Source organism: Rathayibacter sp. VKM Ac-2804 (genome assembly GCF_009866655.1).
GTDB lineage: Bacteria > Actinomycetota > Actinomycetes > Actinomycetales > Microbacteriaceae > Rathayibacter.
The window spans coordinates 3,065,889-3,087,347 of sequence record NZ_CP047420.1 but is presented as its reverse complement, the minus strand read 5'-3'; the positions used below and the strand labels follow the sequence as shown (position 1 = coordinate 3,087,347).

Genomic DNA, 21,459 nt, shown 5'->3' with positions numbered 1-21,459 from the left:
CGAAGGGTAGCGGGCGGCGGAGGACGGACCTGGCGGCCCTTGTAACGCCGTCTTCATCTGCCTGAAACACCCCGGCGCCGGATCGGATCTACCGTGATCGACGTGCCTCGGTATACCGAGCGCCTCCCTCGCCACTCCGCCGGAAGGACCCGCCCCATGAGCACCGTCACGAATCCGCCCCCCGCCACGACGATGGGCGACCGCATCGAGGCCGCCTACTCGCGCATCGGAGTGACGAGCGCGCACCTGGGCATCGTCGCGATGATCCTCTTCGGCGTCTTCTTCGACGCCATCGAGCAGAACACGGTCGGCGTCGCCGGTCCGATCCTCGCCGCCGACTGGGGGCTCGCCGGCGCGCAGATCGGCCTGCTCAACACGGCGACCTTCACCGCGGTCGCACTCGGCCGCGTCCTCGCCGGCGTGGTGATGGACCGGATCGGGCGGCGCACCCTCCTCGGCGCGAACCTGATGATCTTCGCGGTCGGCTCGCTGCTCTGCGCCTTCGCGCCCAGCTACGAGATCCTCGTCGCCGCGCGCTTCCTGGTCGGCCTCGGCCTGGGCGGCGAGATCGCGACGGCCGTGATCATGCTCGCCGAGTTCTTCTCGGCCAAGCACCGCGGCACGGCCGTCGGCCTGATCAACGTCGCGGCGGCCGGCCTCGGCAACATGCTCGCCCCGCTCTTCGGTGTCATCGTCTTCTCGGTCTTCACCGGCGACGACCGCTGGCGCTGGCTCTTCGGGATCCTGGTGATCCCGGCTCTCGCGGTCGTGGTCTACCGGCGCGCGCTGCCCGAGACTCCCCGCTACCTCGCCGCCCGCGGCCGCGTCGCCGAGGCGAACACCGTCCTCAACCGGCTCGCCCAGGGCCGGCTGCACCGCCCGGTCGAGAACGAGGTCGACTACCTGGGCGGCGCCGCCGACCGGCCCGTGGTCGCCGCGACCACTCCGCGCTGGACCGAGCTCTTCGGCCGCCGCCACCGCCGCACGACGATCGCCCTGGGCGTCGCGGTCTGCATGTCCTACGCCGCGCAGATCTCGATGCTCACCCTCATCCCGCTGATCCTCACCTCCCGCGGCTTCGACATCACCAGTGCGCTCTGGTATACCCTCGTGATGCAGTCGGGCTCGCTGGTCGGAGCGCTGGTCGCGGCCCTCGCCGCCCGCCGGCTGCCGCGCAAGCTCACGCTCACGATCGCCGCCCTGCTCGGGATCGGCGCCGGTCTCGGCTTCGGCTTCCTGGGCACCACCGTCGCGCTGGTGCTGGTCTTCGGCTTCCTCTTCAACTTCTCGGTGATCGTGCTCAACACCACCATCTGGCTGTTCGCTCCGGAGCAGTACCCCACGCGGATCCGCGGACTCGGCACCTCGGTGATCCTCGCCCTCGGCTCGCTGTCGGGCGGTCTGTTCCCCCTCCTCGCCGGCGCCGTGCTCGACGCCTCGGGGGTCGGCGGGATGTTCGCCCTCCTCGCCGGGCTGTTCGCGATCTGCGCGATCGCCGTGCAGTTCCCGCGCGAGACCGTCGGGCGCCCGATGGCGGAGGACTGAGCGTGCAGCGCACCGTCGTCGTCGTGAATCCGAACACCTCGGTCGCGACCACCCGGCTCCTGGTGGCCGTCGCCCGCGACGCGGTGCGGGGCGAGGACGTCCGGATCGTGGGGGAGACGGCGGCCCACGGGCCCTCGATCATCACCACTCCCGCCGCCCTCGCGGCCGCGGCTGAGCACGTGGTCGCCGCGGCCCGCCGCGCGGCCCTGGCGCACACTCCGGACGCGATCGTCGTCGCGGCGTTCGGGGATCCGGGTGCCGCCGGGGCAGCGGCGGCCACCGGACTGCCGGTCGTGGGGATCGGCGCCGCCGCCGTCCGCGCTGCGAGTGCCGGCGGACGCCGTTTCGCGATCGCGACGACGACGGGACGGCTCGAGCCGGTGATCCGCGCGCTCGTCGCCGAGTCGGGCGGCCTCCCCGCCTACGCGGGCTGCTTCCTCACTCTCTCGCCCGCCGAGGAGCTCGACGACCCGGAGCGGCTGCACGGCGAGCTGCGCACCGCGGTGCTGCGGGCGCAGGCGGCGGGAGCCGAAGCGGTGATCATCGGCGGCGGACCGCTCAGCGCGGCCGCCGAGCGGCTCGCGGCGGACTTCGCCGGGGTGCTGCCGATCGTGGAGCCGATCCGCGCGGCGCTGGCGGAAACGCTCGTGGCGACGGAGCGGGTCGAGGCGCTGCCGGCCTGAGGTCCCCGCCCCGGGAACGACGAAGGCGCGGGAGTCCAGGACTCCCGCGCCTCGGCGTGGTGGTGGGGTGCGCTCAGGGAGCGACGCGGTCCGGGGCGACCCGGCCCGCGAGCATCGCCTCGAGCGCGGCGTCGTCGCGACGGGTGCGCGCCCGGCCCAGAGCGACGTCGGCCACGAGGACCGCGACGGCCGCGAGGCCGAGCGCGAGGATCCAGATCAGTCCGCCGTCCCAGGGCAGACCGGCCCAGGTCAGCGCGACCCAGACGACCGCGGCGACGACGCCGCCGAGCGCGGGGACCAGGACCGACCCGTGCAGATGCCGGTGCGGCAGCCCGTAGCGGGCGGCGAGACCCAGGAGGATCCCGCCGAGCGTGACGAAGAGGAGCTCCACGACGTGACCGTCGGGAGGGGCTAGGCGACGAAGCCGACGCGGCGCGACTCCTCGGAGCCGACCTCGACGAAGGCGATGGTCTCGGTGGGGACGATGTAGATCTTGCCCTTCTCGTCGCGCAGGCGGAGGACCTTGGCGCCCGCCTCGAGCGCGGTGGTCACCGTCTTCTCGACCTCGGCCACGGACAGCGAGGACTCGAAGTTGAGCTCGCGCGGGGTGTTGACGATTCCGATACGGATTTCCACCAGCAGTGCCTTTCGGGAGGGGACGTGGCTGTCAGGATACGGGACCGCGCCCGGCGCCCGGCGCCGGTTTCGCGCTGAGCGGACCCGGCTCCCGAGGGCCGCGCGAGGGGCGGGCGGGAGTGTCGGCGGTCTTCGTTAGCGTGGTCGCGTGAGCGCTCCTCGAACCCCGGCACCCGCCTCCGACGAGGCTCCCGCCCGCGACGACCCCGCCGCCGAGGGGGTCGCCCTCGACGAGTCGCAGCGCGCCGTGCTCGCCCTGGCGGACGGCCGCAGCGCCGCCGTGCTCGGCGCCCCCGGCACGGGCAAGACCCGGACGATCGTCGAGCTCGTCGCCGAGCGCGTGCTCGAGCGCGGCTACGAGCCGGAGTCGATCGCCGTGCTCGCCGCGAGCCGCACCGCCGCGACCGCGCTGCGCGACGTGCTCGCGCTGCGCCTGGGCGTGCCCACGCGGGGGCCGCTGGCGCGGACCGCGACGTCGCTCGCCTTCGAGGCGGTGACCGCCGCGGCGAAGGAGCTCGGCATCGACCGGCCGACGCTCCTCACCGGCGGGGAGCAGGACGTCATCCTCTCCGAGCTGCTCGAGGGGCACCTCGAGGAGGGCACCGGGCCGCGCTGGCCCGACGAGTTCAGCCCCGAGGTGCTGCGGCTGCGCACCTTCCGCACCGAGCTGCGCGAGTTCGGCATGCGGGCGACCGAGCACGGTCTCGACCCGGACGCGATCCGCCGGCTCGCGGTGGACGCCGACCGCGGCGAGTGGTCGGCCGCCGCGGCGGTGCTCGAGGAGTTCCGCGAGGTCGTCGAGTGGATGTCGCCCGAGGCCGGCACCAGGCTCGACGCGGCCGAGTTCGCGGCCTTCGCCGCCGAGACGATCCGCGACGGCGGCGGCGGCGAGCGGATCCGGGAGCTGCGCCTCGTCGTCGTCGACGACATGCAGGAGGCGAGCGAGTCGACCGTCGTGCTGCTGCGCGCCCTCGCCGCGCGCGGGGTCACCGTGATCGCGTTCGGCGACCCGGACGTCGCGACGAGCGCGTACCGCGGCGCCGCCTCCGACACCCTGGGCCGCTTCGGCCCAGCGATCGGCGTGCGCGACGCCGAGACCCTGGTGCTCGGCCGCGTGCACCGGCACGGCGCCGCCCTGCGCTCGCTCGTCTCCGCGGCGACCCAGCGGATCGGCACGGCCGCGGCCGGCCGGCAGCGCGCCGCCGAGGCTCGCGCCGACGAGGAGGGGGCGCCCGCTCCCGTGCTCGTGCTGCACGCGCCGACGGCGGCGCGCGAGGCGGCCACCGTGGCGCGCCTGCTCCGCGAGCGGCGGCTGCGCGACGACGTGCCGTGGCGGCGGATGGCGGTGGTCGTCCGCTCCGGTGCGGCGGTGCAGCCGCTGCTGAAGGCGCTCGCCGTCGCCGAGGTCCCCACCCGCTCCGTGCTGGCCGGCCGTGCCCTCCGCGACGACCACGCCGCCCGGGCGCTGCTCGTCCTCGTCGGCGTCGCGGTCGGCGAGCGGCCGCTCGATGCGGAGCTGGCGGCGGAGCTGCTGCTCGGCCCGTTCGGCGGCGTCGACCGGCTCGGGCTCCGGCGGCTGCGGCTCGCCCTCCGCGCCGAGGAGCTCGCGGGCGGCGGGATCCGCGCGAGCGATCCGCTGCTCGTCGAGGCGCTCGAGGCTCCGGGCCGCTTCGCCACGATCGACTCGGGTCCGGCGCGCCAGGCCGAGCGCCTCGCCGTCACGATCGACCGGGTCCGCCGGCTGCACGCCGAGCAGGGGTCGATCGAGGAGCTCCTCTGGTCGGCCTGGGAGTCGAGCCGCGTCGCCTCGTCCTGGCGCGAGCTGGCGCTCGGCACCGGTCTCACCGCGGCGGAGGCGAACCGCAACCTCGACGGCGTCGTCGCGCTCTTCAGCGCGGCGCGGCGCTTCGTGGAGCGGGCGCCCGGCCACTCGGCCATCGGCTTCGTCACCGAGATCCTCGAGGCGGAGGTGCCGGAGGACACGCTGGCGCCGCGCTCGGTCGAGGACGCGGTGCTGATCGGCACGCCCTCCTCCGTCGTCGGTCTCGAGTTCGACGTGGTCGTCGTCGCGCGGCTCCAGGACGGCGTCTGGCCGAACCTGCGCCAGCGCGGCTCGCTGCTCGACCCGGACGGGCTGATCCGGCGCGCGCGCGGCGAGGGCGACCTGCCGCTCGACGGCCGGAAGGCCACCCTCGACGACGAGCTGCGGATGTTCGCGCTCGCCGCCTCGCGGGCCCGCCGGCAGCTCGTGCTGAGCGCCGTCGCGGGCGAGGACGAGACGCCGTCCCTCTTCTTCCGGCTCACGCCGCCCGACGCCCCGAGGCTCGACGCGGCGTCGGCCGTGCCGCTGACCCTGCGCGGGGCGGTCGCGGGCCTGCGCCGCACGGCGACGACGCCGAACTCGGCCGAGGCGCCGGCGGCGATCCGCGGGCTGCGCGCGCTCACGCTGGCCGAGGTGCCCGGCGCCGATCCGGCCTCCTGGTACGGCGTCCTCGAGCCCTCCACCACCGAGCCGCTCTTCGATCTCGACGACCCGGCGCGGCCGGTCTCGGTCTCGCCCAGCCGCCTCGAGGCGTTCGAGCGCTCGCCGCTCGACTGGTTCGTCGACGCCGTCTCGGGCTCGACGACGAGCACGGCGATGGGGGTCGGCACGCTCGTGCACTGGGTGCTCGAGAACGCGGCGAGCACCGAGCCGGAGGCGCTCTGGGCCGAGCTCGAGTCGCGCTGGCCCGAGCTCGTCTTCGAGTCGCCGTGGCTCGGCGAGCGGCAGCTGCGGGTGACCCGGCGCCTGGTCGAGGGGCTCGCCGCCTACCTCGCCGACTTCGAGCGCGGCGGCGGAGCGGTGCTCGGGCGCGAGCAGCAGTTCGAGATCGACGTGCCGCCCGCCCGGATCCGCGGCTCGATCGACCGGGTGGAGCGCGCACCGGACGGCTCCGTCGTCATCGTCGACCTCAAGACCGGACGGAGCACGCCCCGCCAGGCCGACATCGCCGAGCACGCGCAGCTCGGCAGCTACCAGCTCGCGGTCGCCAGCGGCGCGATCGAGGCGGCCGGCGCGGACGAGGGCGGCGGCGCGAAGCTGCTCTTCGTCGCGAAGGGAGTGCGCGGCTCGCTCTACCGCGAGGTCGTCCAGCCCCGCTTCGGCGAGGAGGAGCTCGAGGCGCTGCGCGCGCGGGTCCGCGCCGCCGCGCGGGGGATGGCGTCGTCGGGGTTCTCGGGGCTGCTCGATGCGGTCCCCTTCTCGCCGGGTGACGCTCTGCGCTACCGGATCCACGCGGTGCCGGAGGTGTCGGGCGACGGGCTGCTGGCCCTCGACGAGGTCGAGACGGACGAGGAGGAGACCGCCGCTCCCGAGGGCTCCTCCCTCGACGCCGCCGACCCCGATCCCGCCGCCGACCCCGCTCCCGACCCTGCTGCGAGCCCCGAGGAGGGACACCGCCCGTGATCGACGCCCTGACCATCGCGGAGGCCCTCGACCTCCGCCCGCCCACCGTCGAGCAGCGCGCCGTCATCGAGGCGCCGCTCGAACCGGCCCTCGTCGTCGCGGGCGCCGGCAGCGGGAAGACCGAGACGATGGCCAACCGCGTGCTCTGGCTGCTCGCCAACGGCCTCGCCGCGCCGTCGGAGGTCCTCGGCCTCACCTTCACCCGCAAGGCCGCCGCCGAGCTCGGCGAGCGGATCGGCCGGCGCATCGACCAGCTCGGTGCCGCGGGACTGCTGCCGCTGCGGGAGGGGCAGACCGAGCCCGACCCGTTCGAGGCCGCGACCGTCTCGACCTACAACGCCTTCGCCAACACGATCTTCCGCGACAACGCCGCCCTGATCGGGCGCGAGGGCGACGCGACCGTGCTCTCGGAGGCCTCCGCCTGGCACCTGGCGCGCGGGGTCGTCGCCGACACCGCCGACCCGCGCATCCTCGAGGTCGAGGCGAGCATCGACCGCCTGACCGACCTCACCGTCGCGCTCGCGCACGACCTCGCCGACAACCTCGCCGACCCGGCCGAGGTGGCCGGCTTCGCGGAGGACTTCCTCCGCCTCGGCGAGCTGCCCCGCGGGTCCAGCGGCTCCGGTCTCTACCGCGAGCTCGAGAAGGCGCTGCAGGCCGTCGGCGCGCTGCCGGTGCTGACGGCGCTCGCCGAGCGGTTCCAGGAGGCGAAGGCCGAGCGCGGCTTCGTCGAGTTCTCGGACCAGGTGGCGCTGGCGCTGCGGATCATCGAGCGGGTGCCCCGCGTCGTCGACGAGCACCGCGCACGCTACCGGGTCGTGCTGCTCGACGAGTACCAGGACACCTCGGTGCTGCAGACCCGCCTGCTGGCCCGGCTCTTCGCCGAGCAGGGCGTCATGGCCGTCGGCGACCCGCACCAGTCGATCTACGGCTGGCGCGGGGCGAGCGCGGAGGGCCTCGGCCGCTTCGCGCTCGACTTCGGCTCCGCGGCCCGCTTCTCGCTGTCGACCAGCTGGCGGAACGGCCACGGAGTCCTGGCCGCGGCCAACGCCGTCGTCGCGCCGCTCACCGCGGGCAGCGCCGTGCCGGTCGACCGCCTCGCGGCCGGTCCGGGCGCCTCCGACCACGCCGTCGAGCTCACCTTCCCCGAGACGATCGAGGACGAGGCCGACGACGTCGCGCGCTGGTTCGCCGGCCGCCTCGCCGCGAGCGCCGAGCGCGGGGAGGCGCCGCCGTCGGCCGCCGCGCTCTTCCGCGTCCGTGCGCACATGGACCGCTTCGCCGCCGCCCTGGCTCGGCACGGCGTGCGGTACCACATCCTCGGCATCGGCGGCCTGCTCCGCCAGCCCGAGATCGCCGACCTCGTCGCCGCGCTCACCGTGGTGGAGGACCCGGCGGCGGGCAGCGAGCTGGTCCGGCTGCTGGCCGGCGCGCGCTGGCGCCTGGGCGTCCGCGACCTGCGCGCGCTGCGCGACCTCGCCTCCTGGCTCGCCTCGCGCGACCACGCCCACCGGCTGCTGCCCGAGGAGGTGCGCGAGCGGATGCGCGCCTCGGTCACCGAGGGCGAGGGCGGCTCGATCATCGAGGCCCTCGACTTCATCGCCTCGCGGCGGCCCGGCGAGGACGGCCGGATCGATCACTCCGCGTTGTCCTCGTTCAGCGACGAGGGGCTGCGCCGCCTGCACGACGCCGGCACGCTCTTCGCCCGGCTGCGCGCCCGGGCGGGCCTGGACCTGCTCGACTTCGTCACGCTGGTGGAGCAGGAGCTCGGCCTCGACATCGAGGTGGAGGCCAACGAGTCGCGCAGCGACGGCCGCGCCAACCTCGAGGCGTTCCGCGAGGCGGTGTCCGGCTACCTGCAGACCGACGACCGCGGCGCCGGGACCGGCTCGTCGCTGCGCGGCTTCCTCCGCTGGCTGGTGCTCGCGGACAAGCGCGACGGCCTCGCGCCGCGGCCCGAGGACCCGGAGCCCGGCACCGTCCAGCTGCTCACGATCCACGGCTCGAAGGGCCTGGAGTGGGACCTCGTCGCCGTGCCGCGGATGGTCGACGGCGAGCTGCCCGGCACGCCGGTCGAGGGCTTCCGCGGCTGGGTGCGCCTGGGCGCGATGCCCTACGCCTTCCGCGGCGACGCCGCCGAGCTGCCGGACCTCGCCTGGCGCGGCTGCGCGACGCAGAAGGAGGTGGTCGACGCGATCGCCGACTTCGGCGACACCCTGCGCGAGCGCAACGAGTCGGAGGAGCGCCGGCTCGCCTACGTGGCGGTCACCCGGGCCCGCCACCACCTGCTGCTCAGCGGCTCCTGGTGGGCCGGGCAGGCGAAGCCGCGCGGGCCGGGCGTCTTCCTGCGCGACCTCGCGGAGGCCCGCACTCTGCCGGAGCTGCCGGTCGAACCGTCGAACCTCGAGAACCCGCTCGAGCAGGCCCCGCGCACCTTCCACTGGCCGCACGACCCGCTCGGCGCCCGCGGCGACCGGGTGCGCGCGGCGGCCGAGCGGGTCCGCATCGCCGAGCCCGCGCTGCTGGGCGCCCGGGGCGCGGACATCCGCCTGCTCCTCGCCGAGCGCGCCGTGCGCCTCGCGGGTGGCGAGCGCGTCGGCCTGCCGACCCGCATCCCGGCGTCGCGGTTCAAGGACATCGTCAGCACGCCGGCCGAGGTCGTGGCGCAGCTGCGGCGGCCGATGCCCGAGCGGCCGTACCGGCAGACCCGGCTCGGCACGACCTTCCACTCCTGGGTCGAGAACCGCTTCGGCATCCAGGGCGAGTCCGAGTCGGTCGACACCTTCCCCGACGAGCTCGACGACGGCGGGGCGACCGCGGAGAGCGCCGAGGGCGAGCAGCTGGCCGGCCTGATCGACACCTTCGAGCGCTCGGAGTGGGCCGACCGCCGACCGGAGGCGGTCGAGATCGAGATCCACCTGCAGCTCGCCGGGCACGTCGTCGTCTGCAAGCTCGACGCAGTGTACCGGACGGAGGACGGCTTCCAGATCGTGGACTGGAAGACCGGCCGCGCCCCGAAGGACGCGGCCGATCTCGAGCTCAAGCAGTTCCAGCTCGCGCTGTACCGCCTCGCCTACTCGCGCTGGAAGGGCGTGCCGCTGGAGAGCGTCGACGCGGTGTTCTACTTCGTCGCCGACGACCTCGTGCTGCGGCCCGAGCGCTTCTACTCGGAGCGCGAGCTCTCGGAGTCGCTCTCCTCGGCGACGGGAGCGAGCCCGCGGCCGTGAGCGGAGGAGCCGGTCCGCGCGCCGGGGGTGCGGTTCAGCAGCTCCTCGACCTCGGAGACCTCGAGCACCGGGCCGGTGTCGGTCGACAGCGGCGCGGACAGGTCGCCGAGGACGCTGTCGACGAGGAGGTCGAGCATCCCGACCGCGTCGTCGACGATCGCCGAGTCCTCGGTCTCGGTGCCGTGCAGCAGCCAGCGCGCGAGCTCGAGCTCGGCGTAGAGCTGGGCGCGCTGGCGGATCGTGCGGTCGACCGCACCGGCGCGCATCCGGGAGTACGCCGCGAAGGCGGTGCCGGCGCCCGGTGCGCTGAGCAGCCAGTGCAGATCGCGGGCCGGGTCGCCGACCCGCAGCGCCGCCCAGCCGAGCACCGCGCTGACGGAGTCGCCGGAGCGGAGGAAGGAGTCGGAGGTCATCGAGCCGTTCACGACCGTCGGGTCGAACTGCCAGAGCGCCTCGTCCGAGGAGGCCGACTCCCAGCGCGCGACGAGCGCGGCGGGCACGTGACCGGTGTCGGCGGCGCGCTCGATCACGGCGACCGACTCGTTGACGCTGTCGCGGGCCGAGGCGACGGGCAGCCCAGCCTCCTGGACGAACGACGCGGGCAGCGAGTGGATCGCCCCGATCGCACGCCCGACCGAGTCGGCGAGTCCGCTCGAGGCCGCGACGTCGTCGATCAGCACGCGGTCGCCCTCGAGGTACTCGTAGACGACGCCGCGGGTGCCGTCGAACGGCGTCTGCCCGATGCTCTCCTGCAGATCGAACGGCAGCCGGCTGCGGATGCCGGCGGTCAGCGCGCGCAGGGCGACGAGGTCGCCGAGCTGCTCCTGCTCGGCCAGCGGCGAGGTCGGCACGCGCACCACCAGGCGGGCGCCGTCGCGCGTGGTCAGCAGAGCGGAGTCGAAGTCCCCGTGCGTCGAGTGCGTGAAGGCGCGCGCGGTCCGGACGTCGAGGCCCTCGACGGCCGAAGTGGCCAGCGCGGCTAGAGTGAGATGGGATCTGGCCATGCTCACCAGGGTAGGTCGCCGGGCGCCCGACCGGCCGGTCGCCACGCGCTGACCAGCCGATGCCGTCGAGGAGTCGCGCTCCTCCCGGCCGCCGCCCGGCCCGCCATCTCCTCGGCCCCGCACCGGCCGTCCCCCCGGCACCGCTTCGAAATGAGCCCGCATGATCCCGTCCTTCTCCGACCGCCTCCCGCTCGCCCGTCAGGCGGTCGACCGGGACTACCTCGCCCGCGCGCGCGACGATCTCTTCGACGAGCTCGACGCGGACGCCGCCACCCGGGTCCTCCTGCTCCGCGGCGACCGCGCCCTCGTCGACGGGGAGCGCCTCGCGCTGCGCCCCACGACCGACGTGCCCGCCGGCGCCCTCCGCCTCTACCTCGGCCGCACCACCGTCGACGCCGAGGGCGAGCCCGCGGGCACCCCCGTCGTCGCGGCCGTGCTCACGGACGAGCAGGCGGGCGCCCTCGAGCCCGACGACGCCGCCTGGGGCGCCCTGCGCACCCTCGCCGAGCACCTCAGCGACCGCGACGCCGGCCTCTTCACCGAGGCGCTCGCGATGGTCAACTGGCACGCCTCGCACGGCTTCTCGCCGCGCAACGGCGAGGCGACCGTGATCGAGCAGGGCGGCTGGGTCCGCCGCTCGCCGGCCGACGGCAGCCAGGTGTTCCCGCGCACCGACCCGGCGATCATCGTCTGCGTCCTCGACGCCGACGACCGCCTGCTGCTCGGCTCGAACGCGATGTGGGGCACCGGCCGCTTCTCGCTGCTGGCCGGCTTCGTCGAGCCGGGGGAGTCGCTCGAGGCGGCCGTCGTCCGCGAGATCTTCGAGGAGTCCGGGATGCGCGTCGTCGACCCGCAGTACCTCGGCTCGCAGCCCTGGCCGTTCCCCGCCTCGCTGATGATCGGCTTCACCGCGCGCCTCGCCGAGGACCAGGCCCCCGCCGACCTGCTCCCGGACGGCGAGGAGATCGTCGCCCTGCGCTGGTTCACCCGCCAGCAGCTGCACGACTCGCTCGAGTCGGTGCTGCTGCCCGGCCGCTCGTCGATCGCCCGCGCGATGATCGAGGACTGGTACGGGGGAGCGCTCGAGAACGGCCCCATCGTCGCGTGACCCTGCTCGACGGACTCGACGAGGGGCAGCGCGAGGCCGCGGAGGCGCTGCTCGGCCCGGTCTGCGTCCTGGCGGGCGCGGGCACCGGCAAGACGCGGACCATCACCCACCGGATCGCGCACGGCGTCGCGACCGGCGTCTACACGCCGGCCCGCGTGATGGCGCTCACCTTCACGAGCCGCTCGGCCGCCGAGCTGCGCTCCCGGCTGCGCGTGCTCGGCGCGGGCGGCGTCGTGGCCCGGACGTTCCACGCCGCCGCGCTCTCGCAGCTCGGCTTCTTCTGGCCGCAGCTGGTCGGCGGCACGATGCCGCAGCTGCTGGACGGCAAGGCCCGGCTGCTGGGCCACGCGGCCGAGCGCCTGCGGCTGAAGCTGGACACCGCGACCCTGCGCGACCTCTCCGCCGAGATCGAGTGGCGGAAGGTCTCCGCCCTCTCGCTCGAGCAGTACGCCGTCGCCGCGCGGACCCGGGCGCTGCCCGGCCGGCTGACCCTCGAGCAGACCGTCGCGATGGTGGACGAGTACGAGGGCCTGAAGGACCAGCGCCGGCAGATCGACTTCGAGGACGTCCTCCTGGTCACTGCGGGCATGCTCGAGTCCGAGCCGGCGATGGCGATGCAGGTCCGCGAGCAGTACCGCTTCTTCGTCGTCGACGAGTACCAGGACGTCAACCCGCTCCAGCAGCGGCTGCTCGAGCTCTGGCTGGGCGACCGCAGCGACCTCTGCGTGGTCGGCGACGCGAGCCAGACCATCTACTCCTTCGCCGGCGCCCGCGCCGACTACCTGCTCGACTTCGGCTCGCGCTGGCCGGCCGCGACGGTCGTCCGCCTCGAGGAGAACTACCGCTCGGCGCCGCCGATCGTGCAGACCGCGAACCGCCTGATGCGCGGCCGGCCCGGCGCGCTCGTGCTGCACTCCGTCGTCGAGAAGCCCGTCGCCGGCGCCTCCGCCGCCGCCGAGAGCCTGGAGCCGGCGATCGACGCCTACCCCGACGACGTCGCGGAGGCCAGGGGAGTGGCGGCCCGCGTCGCCGCCGACATCGAGGCGGGGGTGCGCCCCTCCGCCATCGCGATCCTCTTCCGCACCAATTCGCAGTCGGCGATCCTCGAGCGCGCGCTGCACGAGCGCGGCGTCGCGGCGCACCTGCGAGGCGGCAAGCGCTTCTTCGACCTGCCCGAGGTGAAGCAGGCCGTGATGCAGCTGCGCGCGGCCTCCGTCTCCATCTCGGGCGAGCCCCTGTTCAAGTCGGTCAGCGACGTCCTGCGCTCGCTGGGCTGGAGCGCCGAGCCGCCGTCCGCGCCCGGCGCGGTGCGCGAGCGCTGGGAGTCGCTGGACACGCTCGCCCGCCTCGTCGACGAGGCGCCCGCCGGCTGGAGCTTCAAGCAGTTCACCGACGACCTCCTCGCGCGCCAGCAGGTGCACCACGAGCCGGACCGCGCGGCCGTCACCCTCGCCACCTTCCACTCGGCGAAGGGCCTGGAATGGGAGTCTGTGCACCTGATGGGGCTGACCGAGGGCCTGCTGCCGATCTCCTACGCGAACGGCCTCGAGGCGATCGACGAGGAGCGCCGGCTGCTCTACGTCGGCATCACCCGCGCCCGGCAGCGCCTGCGGCTGTCCTGGTCGCAGTCGACCGTCGGCCGGGTCACGCGGCGGGAGCCGTCGCGCTTCCTCGCAGAGATCGGCACGCGCACTCGCGGTGCGGCTCCAGCCGGCGCTCGCTGAACGCGCCGGAGGCATCGGAGTAGGTCCGCTCGGTGCCGCGCAGCCCGGTCCAGCCGGCGTGCAGCCGCCGGAGCGCCGCGTCGGCGGCCGCGACCGCGATCGTGGCACTGGAGAGGGCGGTGCGGGTCGATGCGGTCGTGCCGAGGACCTGGATCACCAGCCGCGGCCACTCCGGATCGAGGTCGATCCGGTCGCGGTAGGCGCAGTGCAGGCAGGGCCCGCCGCCCGGCTCGACGAGGGGGCCGATGCGGACCGCCTCGTCTCCGAAGACCACGGCCAGGTGCGGCACGTCGCTCGAGAGCCAGTGCGCGGCGCGGGCGGGAGCGACGGCGTAGTCCGCGACGAGCACCGCGAGCTCCGGCAGCGCGTCGTCGCCGACGAGCTCGCAGCCCTCGCCGCGGAGCAGGCTGCGCAGAGCGTCCGCGGCGGAGCCGACCCCCTCGACCACGACCCGCGGCGACGCGGGCGGATCGGGGTCGATGCTCCGCACGAGCACGGGTCGCAGCGCGGCGAGCAGCTCGTCGACGCGCGCGTCCGCGGCGCCGGCCCGCGTCGCGATCAGCCGAGCCGTGCCCGCGCTCGTGCCGATCCGCAGGGCGTGCAGCAGCAGCTCCTCGGCGTAGCCGACGCCCTCGAGCACGACCTGCGGGTGGTCGAGACCGATCTGCATCGCGGTCGCGGAGCGCCAGAGGAGGGGGAAGCGGGGATCGAGCCGGAGGACCATCGGGCGATCATGGCCGAGAGCGGCCCCGCGGCGCGGGAGTTGTCCACAGGTCGTGGACGCCTCCCGCGACCGGATCAGACCGGCCGGTCGCCGGTGGGCGGGGTGCCCTCGTCGTCGGAGCGGCGGCCGTCCGCGCCTCCGTCGGTCCCGTCGCCCTCCGGCGCCGCGGGGGTCGTGCCGTTCAGCAGCTCCTCGAGCGCGAGGTCCATCTCGTCGGGCTCCGGTGTCTCGCCGCGGGCTTCCGCGCCCAGACGCGCGACGAGGGCCGACGGGTCGTCCAGATCCGCCGAGCCGGGGAGGACGTCGGGGTGCGACCAGAGCGCGTCGCGCGCCTCGGGGCCGACCGCGTCGGTGACGGCCTGCCACATCGCGGCGGCCTCGCGGAGGCGGCGCGGCCGCAGCTCGAGGCCGACGAGCGTCGCGAAGGCCGACTCCGCGGGCCCGCCGGACGCGCGCCGGCGGCGGACGGTCTCGGCGATGGCGCCGGCACTGGGCAGGCGGGTGGTCGCCGCCGCGGTGACCACGTCGACCCAGCCCTCGATCAGCGCGAGCATCGTCTCGAGGCGGCCGTGCGCGGCGAGCTGCTCCTCGGTCTTCGGCGGGATCAGCGCGCCGGACGTCATCGCGTCCCGCAGCTCTTCGGGGTTCGAGGGGTCGAAGTTCTCGGCCAGCTCCTCGAGACGGCTGGTGTCGATCGTGATGCCCCGGGCGAAGTCGGTGATCTGCGAGATCAGGGCGAGCCGCAGCCACTTGCCGTGCCGGAAGAGCCGCGCGTGGGCGAGCTCGCGCACCGCGAGGTAGATCTGCACCTGGTCGACGGGGATGTCGAGGCCCTCGCCGAAGGCCGCGACGTTCTGCGGCAGGATCGCCGCATCGTTCTCCTCCAGCAGCGGGATGCCGATGTCGCCGCCCGAGACGACCTCGGCGGCGAGCTGGCCGACCACCTGGCCGAGCTGCAGCGCGAAGAGGGTGCCGCCGATGCCGCGCATCATGTCCTCGGCGCCGGCGATCATCGCCTTCATCTCCTCCGGGGCCTGATCGCGCATCACGCCGGTGAGCGCGTCGGAGATGCTGAGCGCGACCGGCTCCGCGAGCTGCGTCCAGACCGGCATGGTGAGCGAGATCCACTCGAGCCGGCTGATGGTGCGCGGCGGACGGCTCAGCTCGGAGACGTAGGCGACCTCGTCGAGCCAGAGCGCCGCGACGCCGAAGGCGCCGTCGAGCGGTGCGCGGACGGCGTCGGTCACCGGCGCGGAGTCGGCGCGGGCCAGCTGCTTCGCCTGCTCGAGCGCGAGCGACCAGTTGATGCCGCCGCCCGACTGCTGCATCGCGCTCTGCAGCTGGGAGAGCAGGTTCTGCAGCGCGACCGGGTCGTTGGGCAGCCCGGCGGCGCCCGCGAGCTGGCTCGGGTCGATCGGGCCGTTCCCCGAGAGGAACTGCCGCAGCATGTCGCGGAACTCGTCCTCCGAGCCGCCGCCCGGTCGGTCCGCGTTGTCGCCTTCGGCCATTCGGGGAGCCCTCTCTCGTCGCACGGAGCCGGACTCCGCCCACCCGGTTCGGGCGACGGATCGTGACTCGACTCCCAGTCGTGCAAGCTACGTTAGCCCGAGCGTCCGGAGCCACGACGTGAAGTCGACCGCCCGGCCCCGACCCGCTTCCGCCCGCCGCGAACACGCCGGCGCCGCCGCCCCGCACGTCCCCAGAGAGGCCCCCGTTTGCTGTTCTCCGTCGACCCGCGCCCGTCCTCTCCGCGCGGCCGGCGCGCCTGGGTCGGCCCCGCGGTCCTCTTCTCCGGCGTCGCGCTGGTCGTCGGTCTCGGCGTCACCCCCGCCCCCTACGTCATCGAGCAGCCGGGTCCCGTCTTCGACACCCTCGGCACGAGCGGCGAGGACGTGCCGCTGATCTCCATCCCCGACGAGACGACCTACCCCACGGAGGGCACGCTCGACATGCTGACCGTCTCGGTGGTCGGCAACCCGCAGAGCCTGCCGACCTGGATCGAGGTCGCCGGCGCCTGGTTCGACCGCACCAAGGCGGTCGTCCCGGTGGCGCAGATCTTCCCGCCGTCCTCGACGGTCGAGGAGCGGGACCAGGTGAACCAGGCCGAGATGACCGACTCGCAGCAGGAGGCGATCGCCGCGGCGCTGACGGAGCTCGGCTACCCGATCGGCCAGCGCGTCTCGGTCGTGCAGGTCCCGGAGGACTCGCCCGCCGCCGGAGCGCTCGAGACCGGAGACGAGATCGTCGCCGTCGCGGGGGAGCCGGTCGCCGACGTCGCCGCCCTCCGCGCCGCCGTGCAGGCCTCGGGCACGCAGCAGCCGGTCACCCTCACCGTCGAGCGCGGCGGCGCCGAGCAGGACGTGCAGGTCACCCCGGTCGACAACGACGGAGCGGCCGTGATCGGCATCGTCGCCGGAGCGGCCTTCGACTTCCCCTTCGAGGTCGACATCCGGCTCGACGACGTCGGCGGGCCCAGCGCCGGGATGATGTTCGCTCTCGGGATCATCGACAAGCTCACCGAGGGCGCGCTCAACGGCGGCGCCTCCGTCGCCGGCACCGGCACCATCGACGCCGCGGGCGAGGTCGGCGCCATCGGCGGCATCCGGCAGAAGATGTTCGGAGCGGTCGACGCGGGGGCGCAGTACTTCCTCGCGCCCGCCGACAACTGCAACGAGGTCGTCGGACACGTCCCCGACGGCCTCGAGGTCTTCAGCGTCGCCACCCTCGACGACTCCCTCGCCGCGCTGGAGGGCGTCGCCGCGGGCGACACGGACGCCCTGCCGACCTGCGACGGCGCTACCCCGATCAACTGACGACGGCGGTCTTCCGGCCGGCGACGGCGGGTCTCGATACGCCCCTGCGGGCTACTCGACCAGCATGCGGTGGTGCCGGCGTCTCCGAGTCGCATCGAGTCGCGACGCGCTCCCTTCATGCTGATCGAGTAGCGCGCGGAGCGGGCGTATCGAGATCCACCGCCCGCCCGAGCCGCCCTGTCCGCTCAGGGCGGAGCGCGGGCCCGCTCCCTGAGGGCGACGCTCAGGTCCCCCCGGCGGTCGTCGCCTACCATGGGGAGCCTCCCGTCACATCTCTACAGCAAGAGGCTTATCCGTGAGTTCTGCAGCAACCGAAGCCCCCCCGCGCAAGAGACGGAGCGTTCTCGCCGTCACGGTCGTGGTGGTCGCCGTGCTGGTGGTGGCGTTCTTCGTCTTCGCCGGTCTCTACACCGACATCCTCTGGTACGACCAGCTCGGGTTCCTCTCGGTGCTCACGACGCAGTGGTTCGCCGCGGGCGGGCTCTTCGTCATCGGCTTCGTCGCGATGGCCGTCCCCGTCTTCGTGAGCCTGACGCTCGCCTACCGGCTGCGCCCGGTCTACGCGAAGCTCAACTCGCAGATCGACCGCTACCAGCAGGTCGTCGAGCCGCTGCGGCGCCTGGCAACCTTCGGCATCCCGGCCGTGCTCGGCCTCTTCGCCGGCGTCTCCTCGTCCACCCGCTGGCAGACGAGCCTGACCTTCTGGAACCGCACGCCCTCGGGCGACGTCGATCCGCTGTTCGGCCTGGACACGTCCTTCTACCTCTTCGAGCTGCCCTTCTACCAGAGCATCGTCGGCTTCGCCTCGGCCGTCCTCATCATCTCGGCGCTCGCCACCCTGGCCACCGGCTACCTCTACGGTGCGATCCGGATCAACGGCCGCGAGGTGCGGATCTCGAAGTCGTCGCGCATCCAGCTCGCGATCATCGCCGCGCTCTACCTGCTGGTGCAGGCGGTCAGCCTCTGGCTCGACCAGTACGCGACCCTCAGCCGTCAGGGCGCCCGCATCACCGGCGCGACCTACGCCTCCGTCAACGCGACGATCCCGGGCCTGCAGATCCTCGCCGCCATCTCCGCGCTGATCGCCGTGCTCTTCATCATCACGGCTTTCATCGGCCGCTGGCGTCTGCCCGTCATCGGCACCGCGCTCCTCATCGTCGCGAGCCTGCTCGTCGGCTCGCTCTACCCCTGGGTCGTGCAGAAGTTCCAGGTCGAGCCGAACGAGCGCACGCTCGAGCAGCCGTACATCCAGGACAACATCGACATGACGCGGCAGGCCTACGGCGTCTCGGACGTCCAGGTCATCCCGTACGACGCGACCACCGACGCCGAGCCGGGCGCGCTGCGCTCCGACGCGGAGACCACGGCGAACATCCGCATCCTCGACCCGGCCGTCGTGACCGACGCCTTCTCGCAGCTGCAGCAGTTCCGTCAGTACTACTCCTTCGGCGACCAGCAGAACGCGCTCGACGTCGACCGCTACTCGATCGACGGCTCGACGCAGGACGCCGTGGTCGGCGTCCGCGAGCTGAACCTCAACGGCCTCGGCACCAACCAGACCTGGTACAACCAGACCCTCGTCTACACCCACGGCTACGGCCTGGTCGCCGCCTACGGCAACCAGCGCTCCGCCGACGGCGAGCCCGTCTTCATCGAGTCCGGCGTCCCGACGACCGGCGACCTCGGCGACTACGAGCCCCGGATCTACTTCGGCGAGAACTCGCCCGGCTACTCGATCGTCGGCGGCACCGGCGACCGCAACATCGAGCTCGACTACCCGTCGGGCACCGAGGGCGAGCAGCAGACCTACACGACGTTCGACGGCGAGGGCGGACCGTCGCTCGACAACGTCTTCAAGAAGCTGGTCTACGCGATCAAGTTCCAGTCCGAGCAGATCTTCCTCTCGGACGGCGTCAACGACCAGTCGCAGATCCTCTACGACCGAGACCCGGTGCAGCGCGTCCAGAAGGTCGCTCCCTACCTGACGCTCGACTCGGACGCCTACCCGACCGTCGTCGACGGCCGCGTGGTCTGGGTGGTCGACGGCTACACCACGTCCGCGGACTACCCGTACTCGGAGGTGCAGAGCCTCTCGCAGGCGATCGCCGACACGAACACGCAGCAGCAGTTCCCGACCGACGACGTCAACTACATCCGCAACTCGGTCAAGGCCACGGTCGACGCCTACGACGGCAGCGTCACGCTGTACGCCTGGGACACCGAGGACCCGATCCTGCAGACCTGGCAGAAGATCTTCCCGAGCACCGTCGAGCCGATCAGCGAGATGTCGGCCGACCTGCTGAGCCACGTCCGCTACCCGGAGGACCTCTTCAAGGTGCAGCGCGCCGTGCTCGGCACCTACCACGTCACCGACGCGGGATCCTTCTACTCCCGCGAGGCCGCGTGGTCCACGCCGAACGACCCGACTTCGGGCGGGGCGAGCGCCGCGGCGGTCGGCGGCGGGGACACCCTGCAGCCGCCGTACTACCTGACGCTGCAGACGCCCGACGTCGAGACGCCGTCGTACTCGCTGTACTCCACGTACATCCCCGCGAGCACACCCGGCAGCGCGGCGAGCCGCAACGTGCTCACCGGGTATCTCGTCGCCGACTCGGACGCGGGCTCGACGGAGGGCGCGGTGGCCGACGGCTACGGCACGCTCCGCCTGCTCGAGCTGCCGAGCGACGACACGGTGCCCGGCCCGGGTCAGGTGCAGAACGCGTTCAACACCGATCCGACGGTCGCGAACCAGCTCGCGCTGCTGCAGCGCGGTGACACCACCGTGACCCGCGGCAACCTGCTCACCCTGCCGGTCGGCGGCGGTCTGCTCTACGTCCAGCCGATCTACGTCAGCTCGAACGGCGACACGAGCTTCCCGCTCCTGCAGAAGGTGCTCGTCGCGTTCGGCGACGACATCGCCTTCGAGGACACCCTCGACGCCGCGCTCGACAGCCTCTTCGGCGGCGACTCGGGAGCGGACGCGGGCGACACCGGGACGGTCGTCACGCCGACCCCGACGCCGACCGACACGGCGGACCCGGGGACCGGTGACACCGGGACGGGCGACGCGGGCACGGAGACCGGCGGCACCCCGACCGGTGACCAGACCGAGCTCCAGGCGGCGCTGAGCGACGCGAGCACCGCTCTCGCCGCCCGCGAGACGGCCCTCCGCGCGGGCGACCTGACCGCGTTCGCGGCGGCCGACGAGCAGCTCACGGAGGCGCTCCAGCGGGCGCTGGCGGCCGAGGGGCAGCAGTAGGCCGATGGTCCAGGTCGATCGTGGCGAGCACCTGCGTGCAGGGGAGTGGCTCGATCCGAACCGGGAGTACTGGGAGGGGCGTGCCGGCGACGGCGCGCCCCTCCGGGCGTTCACGGCGGCGGTGCCGGCCGGCGCGCGGGTCCTGCGCCTGCAGTGCGGGGCCGGCGCGGACGCGCTCCTGCTGGCCGAGCGCGGGCAGGACGTCATCGGCGTCGACTTCTCGATGCCGGCCGTCCGCCTGGCGCGGCAGGCGGCGAGCGAGCGCGGTCTCGCGGAGCGCACCCGCTTCGTCTGCACCAACCTCTACGAGCTGCGGCACATGCTGCCCGAGCCCGACGGGTTCGACGCCGTCGTGACGACCCTGGACGCCATCGCGTGGCTCCCCGATCTCGAGGAGTGGGCGCGGATCGTCGAGTGGTTCCTCGTTCCCGGCGGCACGGCGGTCGTCGGCGTGCAGGCGCGCCCGCGCGTCGTCGACCCGGCGGTGCACACCTGGGAGCGCTCGGCGGACGCGGTCGCCGCGGCCCTCCGCGGGACCGGTCTCGACGCGGCCGCGGGCGCCCTCGAGGGTGTCGCGTGGACCGCGACGAAGCCGGACTGAGCGTCCACGGTCGTCCCGCGCGGAGCACCACCCGCCCCGCCCTCGTCCGCGATTTGCATCGGCTCTGATCCCCGTGTAATGTCTCTTCTTGTGCCGCGGGGTGGAGCAGTTCGGTAGCTCGCTGGGCTCATAACCCAGAGGTCGTAGGTTCAAATCCTGCCCCCGCAACAAGAAGACGGAAGCCGGTCGCGAAAGCGGCCGGCTTTCGTCGTTAACGGGCTTCCGTCGTCAACCGCGGTCTCCGACGGCGCTATGAAACCGCGTCGATGACGCTCAGGACGTTGCCGGACGGGTCGCGGAACCAGGCGATCGTCGGCCCCCGCCCGCGCATGACGCCGTTCTCGTCGGTCGGCATCTCGCCGTCCGAGTAGATCTTCGTGACGACGCCGGAGTCGTTGAGGGCCGCGACCGCCGCATCGACGTCCTCGACGGCGAAGTTCAGGATCGTGAACTCGGCCGGCACGTGGTTCGGCTTCGGGTAGGCGATGGCGCTCCCGCCGCCGGGCAGGGCGATGTCGAGGATCCCCATCGCGTTCACCGACACCTCGAGCCCGAGGACGTCGCCGTAGAACGCCCTCGCCGCTTCGACGTCCTGCACGCTGAACCCGCTGAAGGCCCGCTCGCTCCGGATCATGACCAGCTCCCGTCCGCGCGGCGCCGTCGCCGCGCCTGCGCGCGACGCTACTCCGC

At 73.9% G+C, this 21,459-nt stretch carries 15 protein-coding genes and 1 tRNA gene; 10 read left to right on the top strand and 6 right to left on the bottom strand.

Annotated features, from left to right (window positions below; genetic code table 11):
• Positions 1-156 precede the first annotated feature (156 nt).
• Both GTU73_RS14480 and GTU73_RS14475 read left to right on the top strand, forming a co-directional pair.
• Positions 157-1,545, top strand: a complete 1,389-nt coding sequence (locus tag GTU73_RS14480; RefSeq protein WP_244231648.1) for an MFS transporter — start codon at positions 157-159, stop codon at positions 1,543-1,545.
• 2 nt (positions 1,546-1,547) lie between these two features.
• A complete protein-coding gene (locus GTU73_RS14475) occupies positions 1,548-2,228 on the top strand; it encodes an aspartate/glutamate racemase family protein (protein WP_208543674.1) in 681 nt (226 codons plus the stop codon).
• A 73-nt stretch (positions 2,229-2,301) separates the two neighbouring features.
• Here the strand turns inward: GTU73_RS14475 and GTU73_RS14470 are convergent, their stop codons facing one another.
• Both GTU73_RS14470 and GTU73_RS14465 read right to left on the bottom strand, forming a co-directional pair.
• Positions 2,302-2,619, bottom strand: a complete 318-nt coding sequence (locus tag GTU73_RS14470) for a hypothetical protein (protein WP_160090404.1) — start codon at positions 2,617-2,619, stop codon at positions 2,302-2,304.
• A gap of 20 nt (positions 2,620-2,639) precedes the next feature.
• Entirely contained in the window at positions 2,640-2,864 is a 225-nt protein-coding gene (locus GTU73_RS14465) for a DUF3107 domain-containing protein (RefSeq protein ID WP_123447586.1), read from the bottom strand.
• A 148-nt stretch (positions 2,865-3,012) separates the two neighbouring features.
• On the opposite strand from GTU73_RS14465, the gene GTU73_RS14460 reads away from it, so the two are divergent.
• Both GTU73_RS14460 and GTU73_RS14455 read left to right on the top strand, forming a co-directional pair.
• Positions 3,013-6,309, top strand: coding sequence for an ATP-dependent DNA helicase (locus GTU73_RS14460; protein ID WP_160090403.1), 3,297 nt, complete (start codon positions 3,013-3,015; stop codon positions 6,307-6,309).
• Positions 6,306-9,536 (top strand): ATP-dependent DNA helicase, encoded by a 3,231-nt coding sequence (locus tag GTU73_RS14455; RefSeq protein ID WP_160090402.1) that lies wholly within the window; start codon positions 6,306-6,308, stop codon positions 9,534-9,536. Before GTU73_RS14460 ends, GTU73_RS14455 begins: the two co-directional genes overlap by 4 nt.
• Here GTU73_RS14455 and GTU73_RS14450 read toward each other — a convergent pair.
• On the bottom strand, positions 9,473-10,540 hold the full coding sequence (locus GTU73_RS14450) for a phosphotransferase (protein WP_160090401.1): 1,068 nt from the start codon (positions 10,538-10,540) through the stop codon (positions 9,473-9,475). The two genes, GTU73_RS14455 and GTU73_RS14450, sit on opposite strands and share 64 nt — an antisense overlap.
• A 160-nt stretch (positions 10,541-10,700) precedes the next feature.
• Between GTU73_RS14450 and nudC the strand changes: the two genes are divergently transcribed.
• Together nudC and GTU73_RS14440 are read left to right on the top strand one after the other, a co-directional pair.
• Positions 10,701-11,648, top strand: a complete 948-nt coding sequence (nudC, locus tag GTU73_RS14445; protein WP_160090400.1) for an NAD(+) diphosphatase — start codon at positions 10,701-10,703, stop codon at positions 11,646-11,648.
• Complete coding sequence (locus tag GTU73_RS14440; protein WP_160090399.1) at positions 11,645-13,372, top strand: ATP-dependent helicase; 1,728 nt, start codon at positions 11,645-11,647, stop codon at positions 13,370-13,372. Before nudC ends, GTU73_RS14440 begins: the two co-directional genes overlap by 4 nt.
• On the opposite strand, the gene GTU73_RS14435 is transcribed toward GTU73_RS14440, so the two are convergent.
• Together GTU73_RS14435 and GTU73_RS14430 are read right to left on the bottom strand one after the other, a co-directional pair.
• A complete protein-coding gene (locus tag GTU73_RS14435) occupies positions 13,293-14,096 on the bottom strand; it encodes a hypothetical protein (RefSeq protein WP_160090398.1) in 804 nt (267 codons plus the stop codon). The two genes, GTU73_RS14440 and GTU73_RS14435, sit on opposite strands and share 80 nt — an antisense overlap.
• 74 nt (positions 14,097-14,170) lie before the next feature.
• The gene (locus GTU73_RS14430) at positions 14,171-15,604 is read right to left on the bottom strand and encodes a zinc-dependent metalloprotease (protein ID WP_160090397.1); all 1,434 of its coding nucleotides are present in this window, start codon (positions 15,602-15,604) and stop codon (positions 14,171-14,173) included.
• A gap of 207 nt (positions 15,605-15,811) precedes the next feature.
• On the opposite strand from GTU73_RS14430, the gene GTU73_RS14425 reads away from it, so the two are divergent.
• The 4 genes from GTU73_RS14425 to GTU73_RS14410 all read left to right on the top strand — a co-directional run bounded on the left by GTU73_RS14425 (position 15,812) and on the right by GTU73_RS14410 (position 20,937).
• Positions 15,812-16,909: a PDZ domain-containing protein gene (locus GTU73_RS14425; protein ID WP_160090396.1), complete on the top strand. Its 1,098-nt coding sequence runs from the start codon at positions 15,812-15,814 to the stop codon at positions 16,907-16,909.
• A gap of 295 nt (positions 16,910-17,204) precedes the next feature.
• A complete protein-coding gene (locus tag GTU73_RS14420; RefSeq protein ID WP_244231647.1) occupies positions 17,205-20,168 on the top strand; it encodes a UPF0182 family protein in 2,964 nt (987 codons plus the stop codon).
• A gap of 4 nt (positions 20,169-20,172) precedes the next feature.
• Complete coding sequence (locus GTU73_RS14415) at positions 20,173-20,769, top strand: class I SAM-dependent methyltransferase (protein WP_160090395.1); 597 nt, start codon at positions 20,173-20,175, stop codon at positions 20,767-20,769.
• Between the two features lie 94 nt (positions 20,770-20,863).
• Positions 20,864-20,937: transfer RNA gene (locus GTU73_RS14410), tRNA-Met, on the top strand.
• A gap of 82 nt (positions 20,938-21,019) precedes the next feature.
• Here the strand turns inward: GTU73_RS14410 and GTU73_RS14405 are convergent.
• The gene (locus GTU73_RS14405) at positions 21,020-21,403 is read right to left on the bottom strand and encodes a VOC family protein (RefSeq protein WP_160090394.1); all 384 of its coding nucleotides are present in this window, start codon (positions 21,401-21,403) and stop codon (positions 21,020-21,022) included.
• Positions 21,404-21,459: the final 56 nt, after the last annotated feature.

Coding starts and splice junctions, on each gene's coding strand:
- GTU73_RS14405 (WP_160090394.1), bottom strand. CDS start 21,403: ATGATCCGGAGCGAGCGGGCCTTCAGCGGGTTCAGCGTGCAGGACGTC.
- GTU73_RS14480 (WP_244231648.1), top strand. CDS start 157: ATGAGCACCGTCACGAATCCGCCCCCCGCCACGACGATGGGCGACCGC.
- GTU73_RS14430 (WP_160090397.1), bottom strand. CDS start 15,604: ATGGCCGAAGGCGACAACGCGGACCGACCGGGCGGCGGCTCGGAGGAC.
- nudC (WP_160090400.1), top strand. CDS start 10,701: ATGATCCCGTCCTTCTCCGACCGCCTCCCGCTCGCCCGTCAGGCGGTC.
- GTU73_RS14450 (WP_160090401.1), bottom strand. CDS start 10,540: ATGGCCAGATCCCATCTCACTCTAGCCGCGCTGGCCACTTCGGCCGTC.
- GTU73_RS14415 (WP_160090395.1), top strand. CDS start 20,173: ATGGTCCAGGTCGATCGTGGCGAGCACCTGCGTGCAGGGGAGTGGCTC.
- GTU73_RS14435 (WP_160090398.1), bottom strand. CDS start 14,096: ATGGTCCTCCGGCTCGATCCCCGCTTCCCCCTCCTCTGGCGCTCCGCG.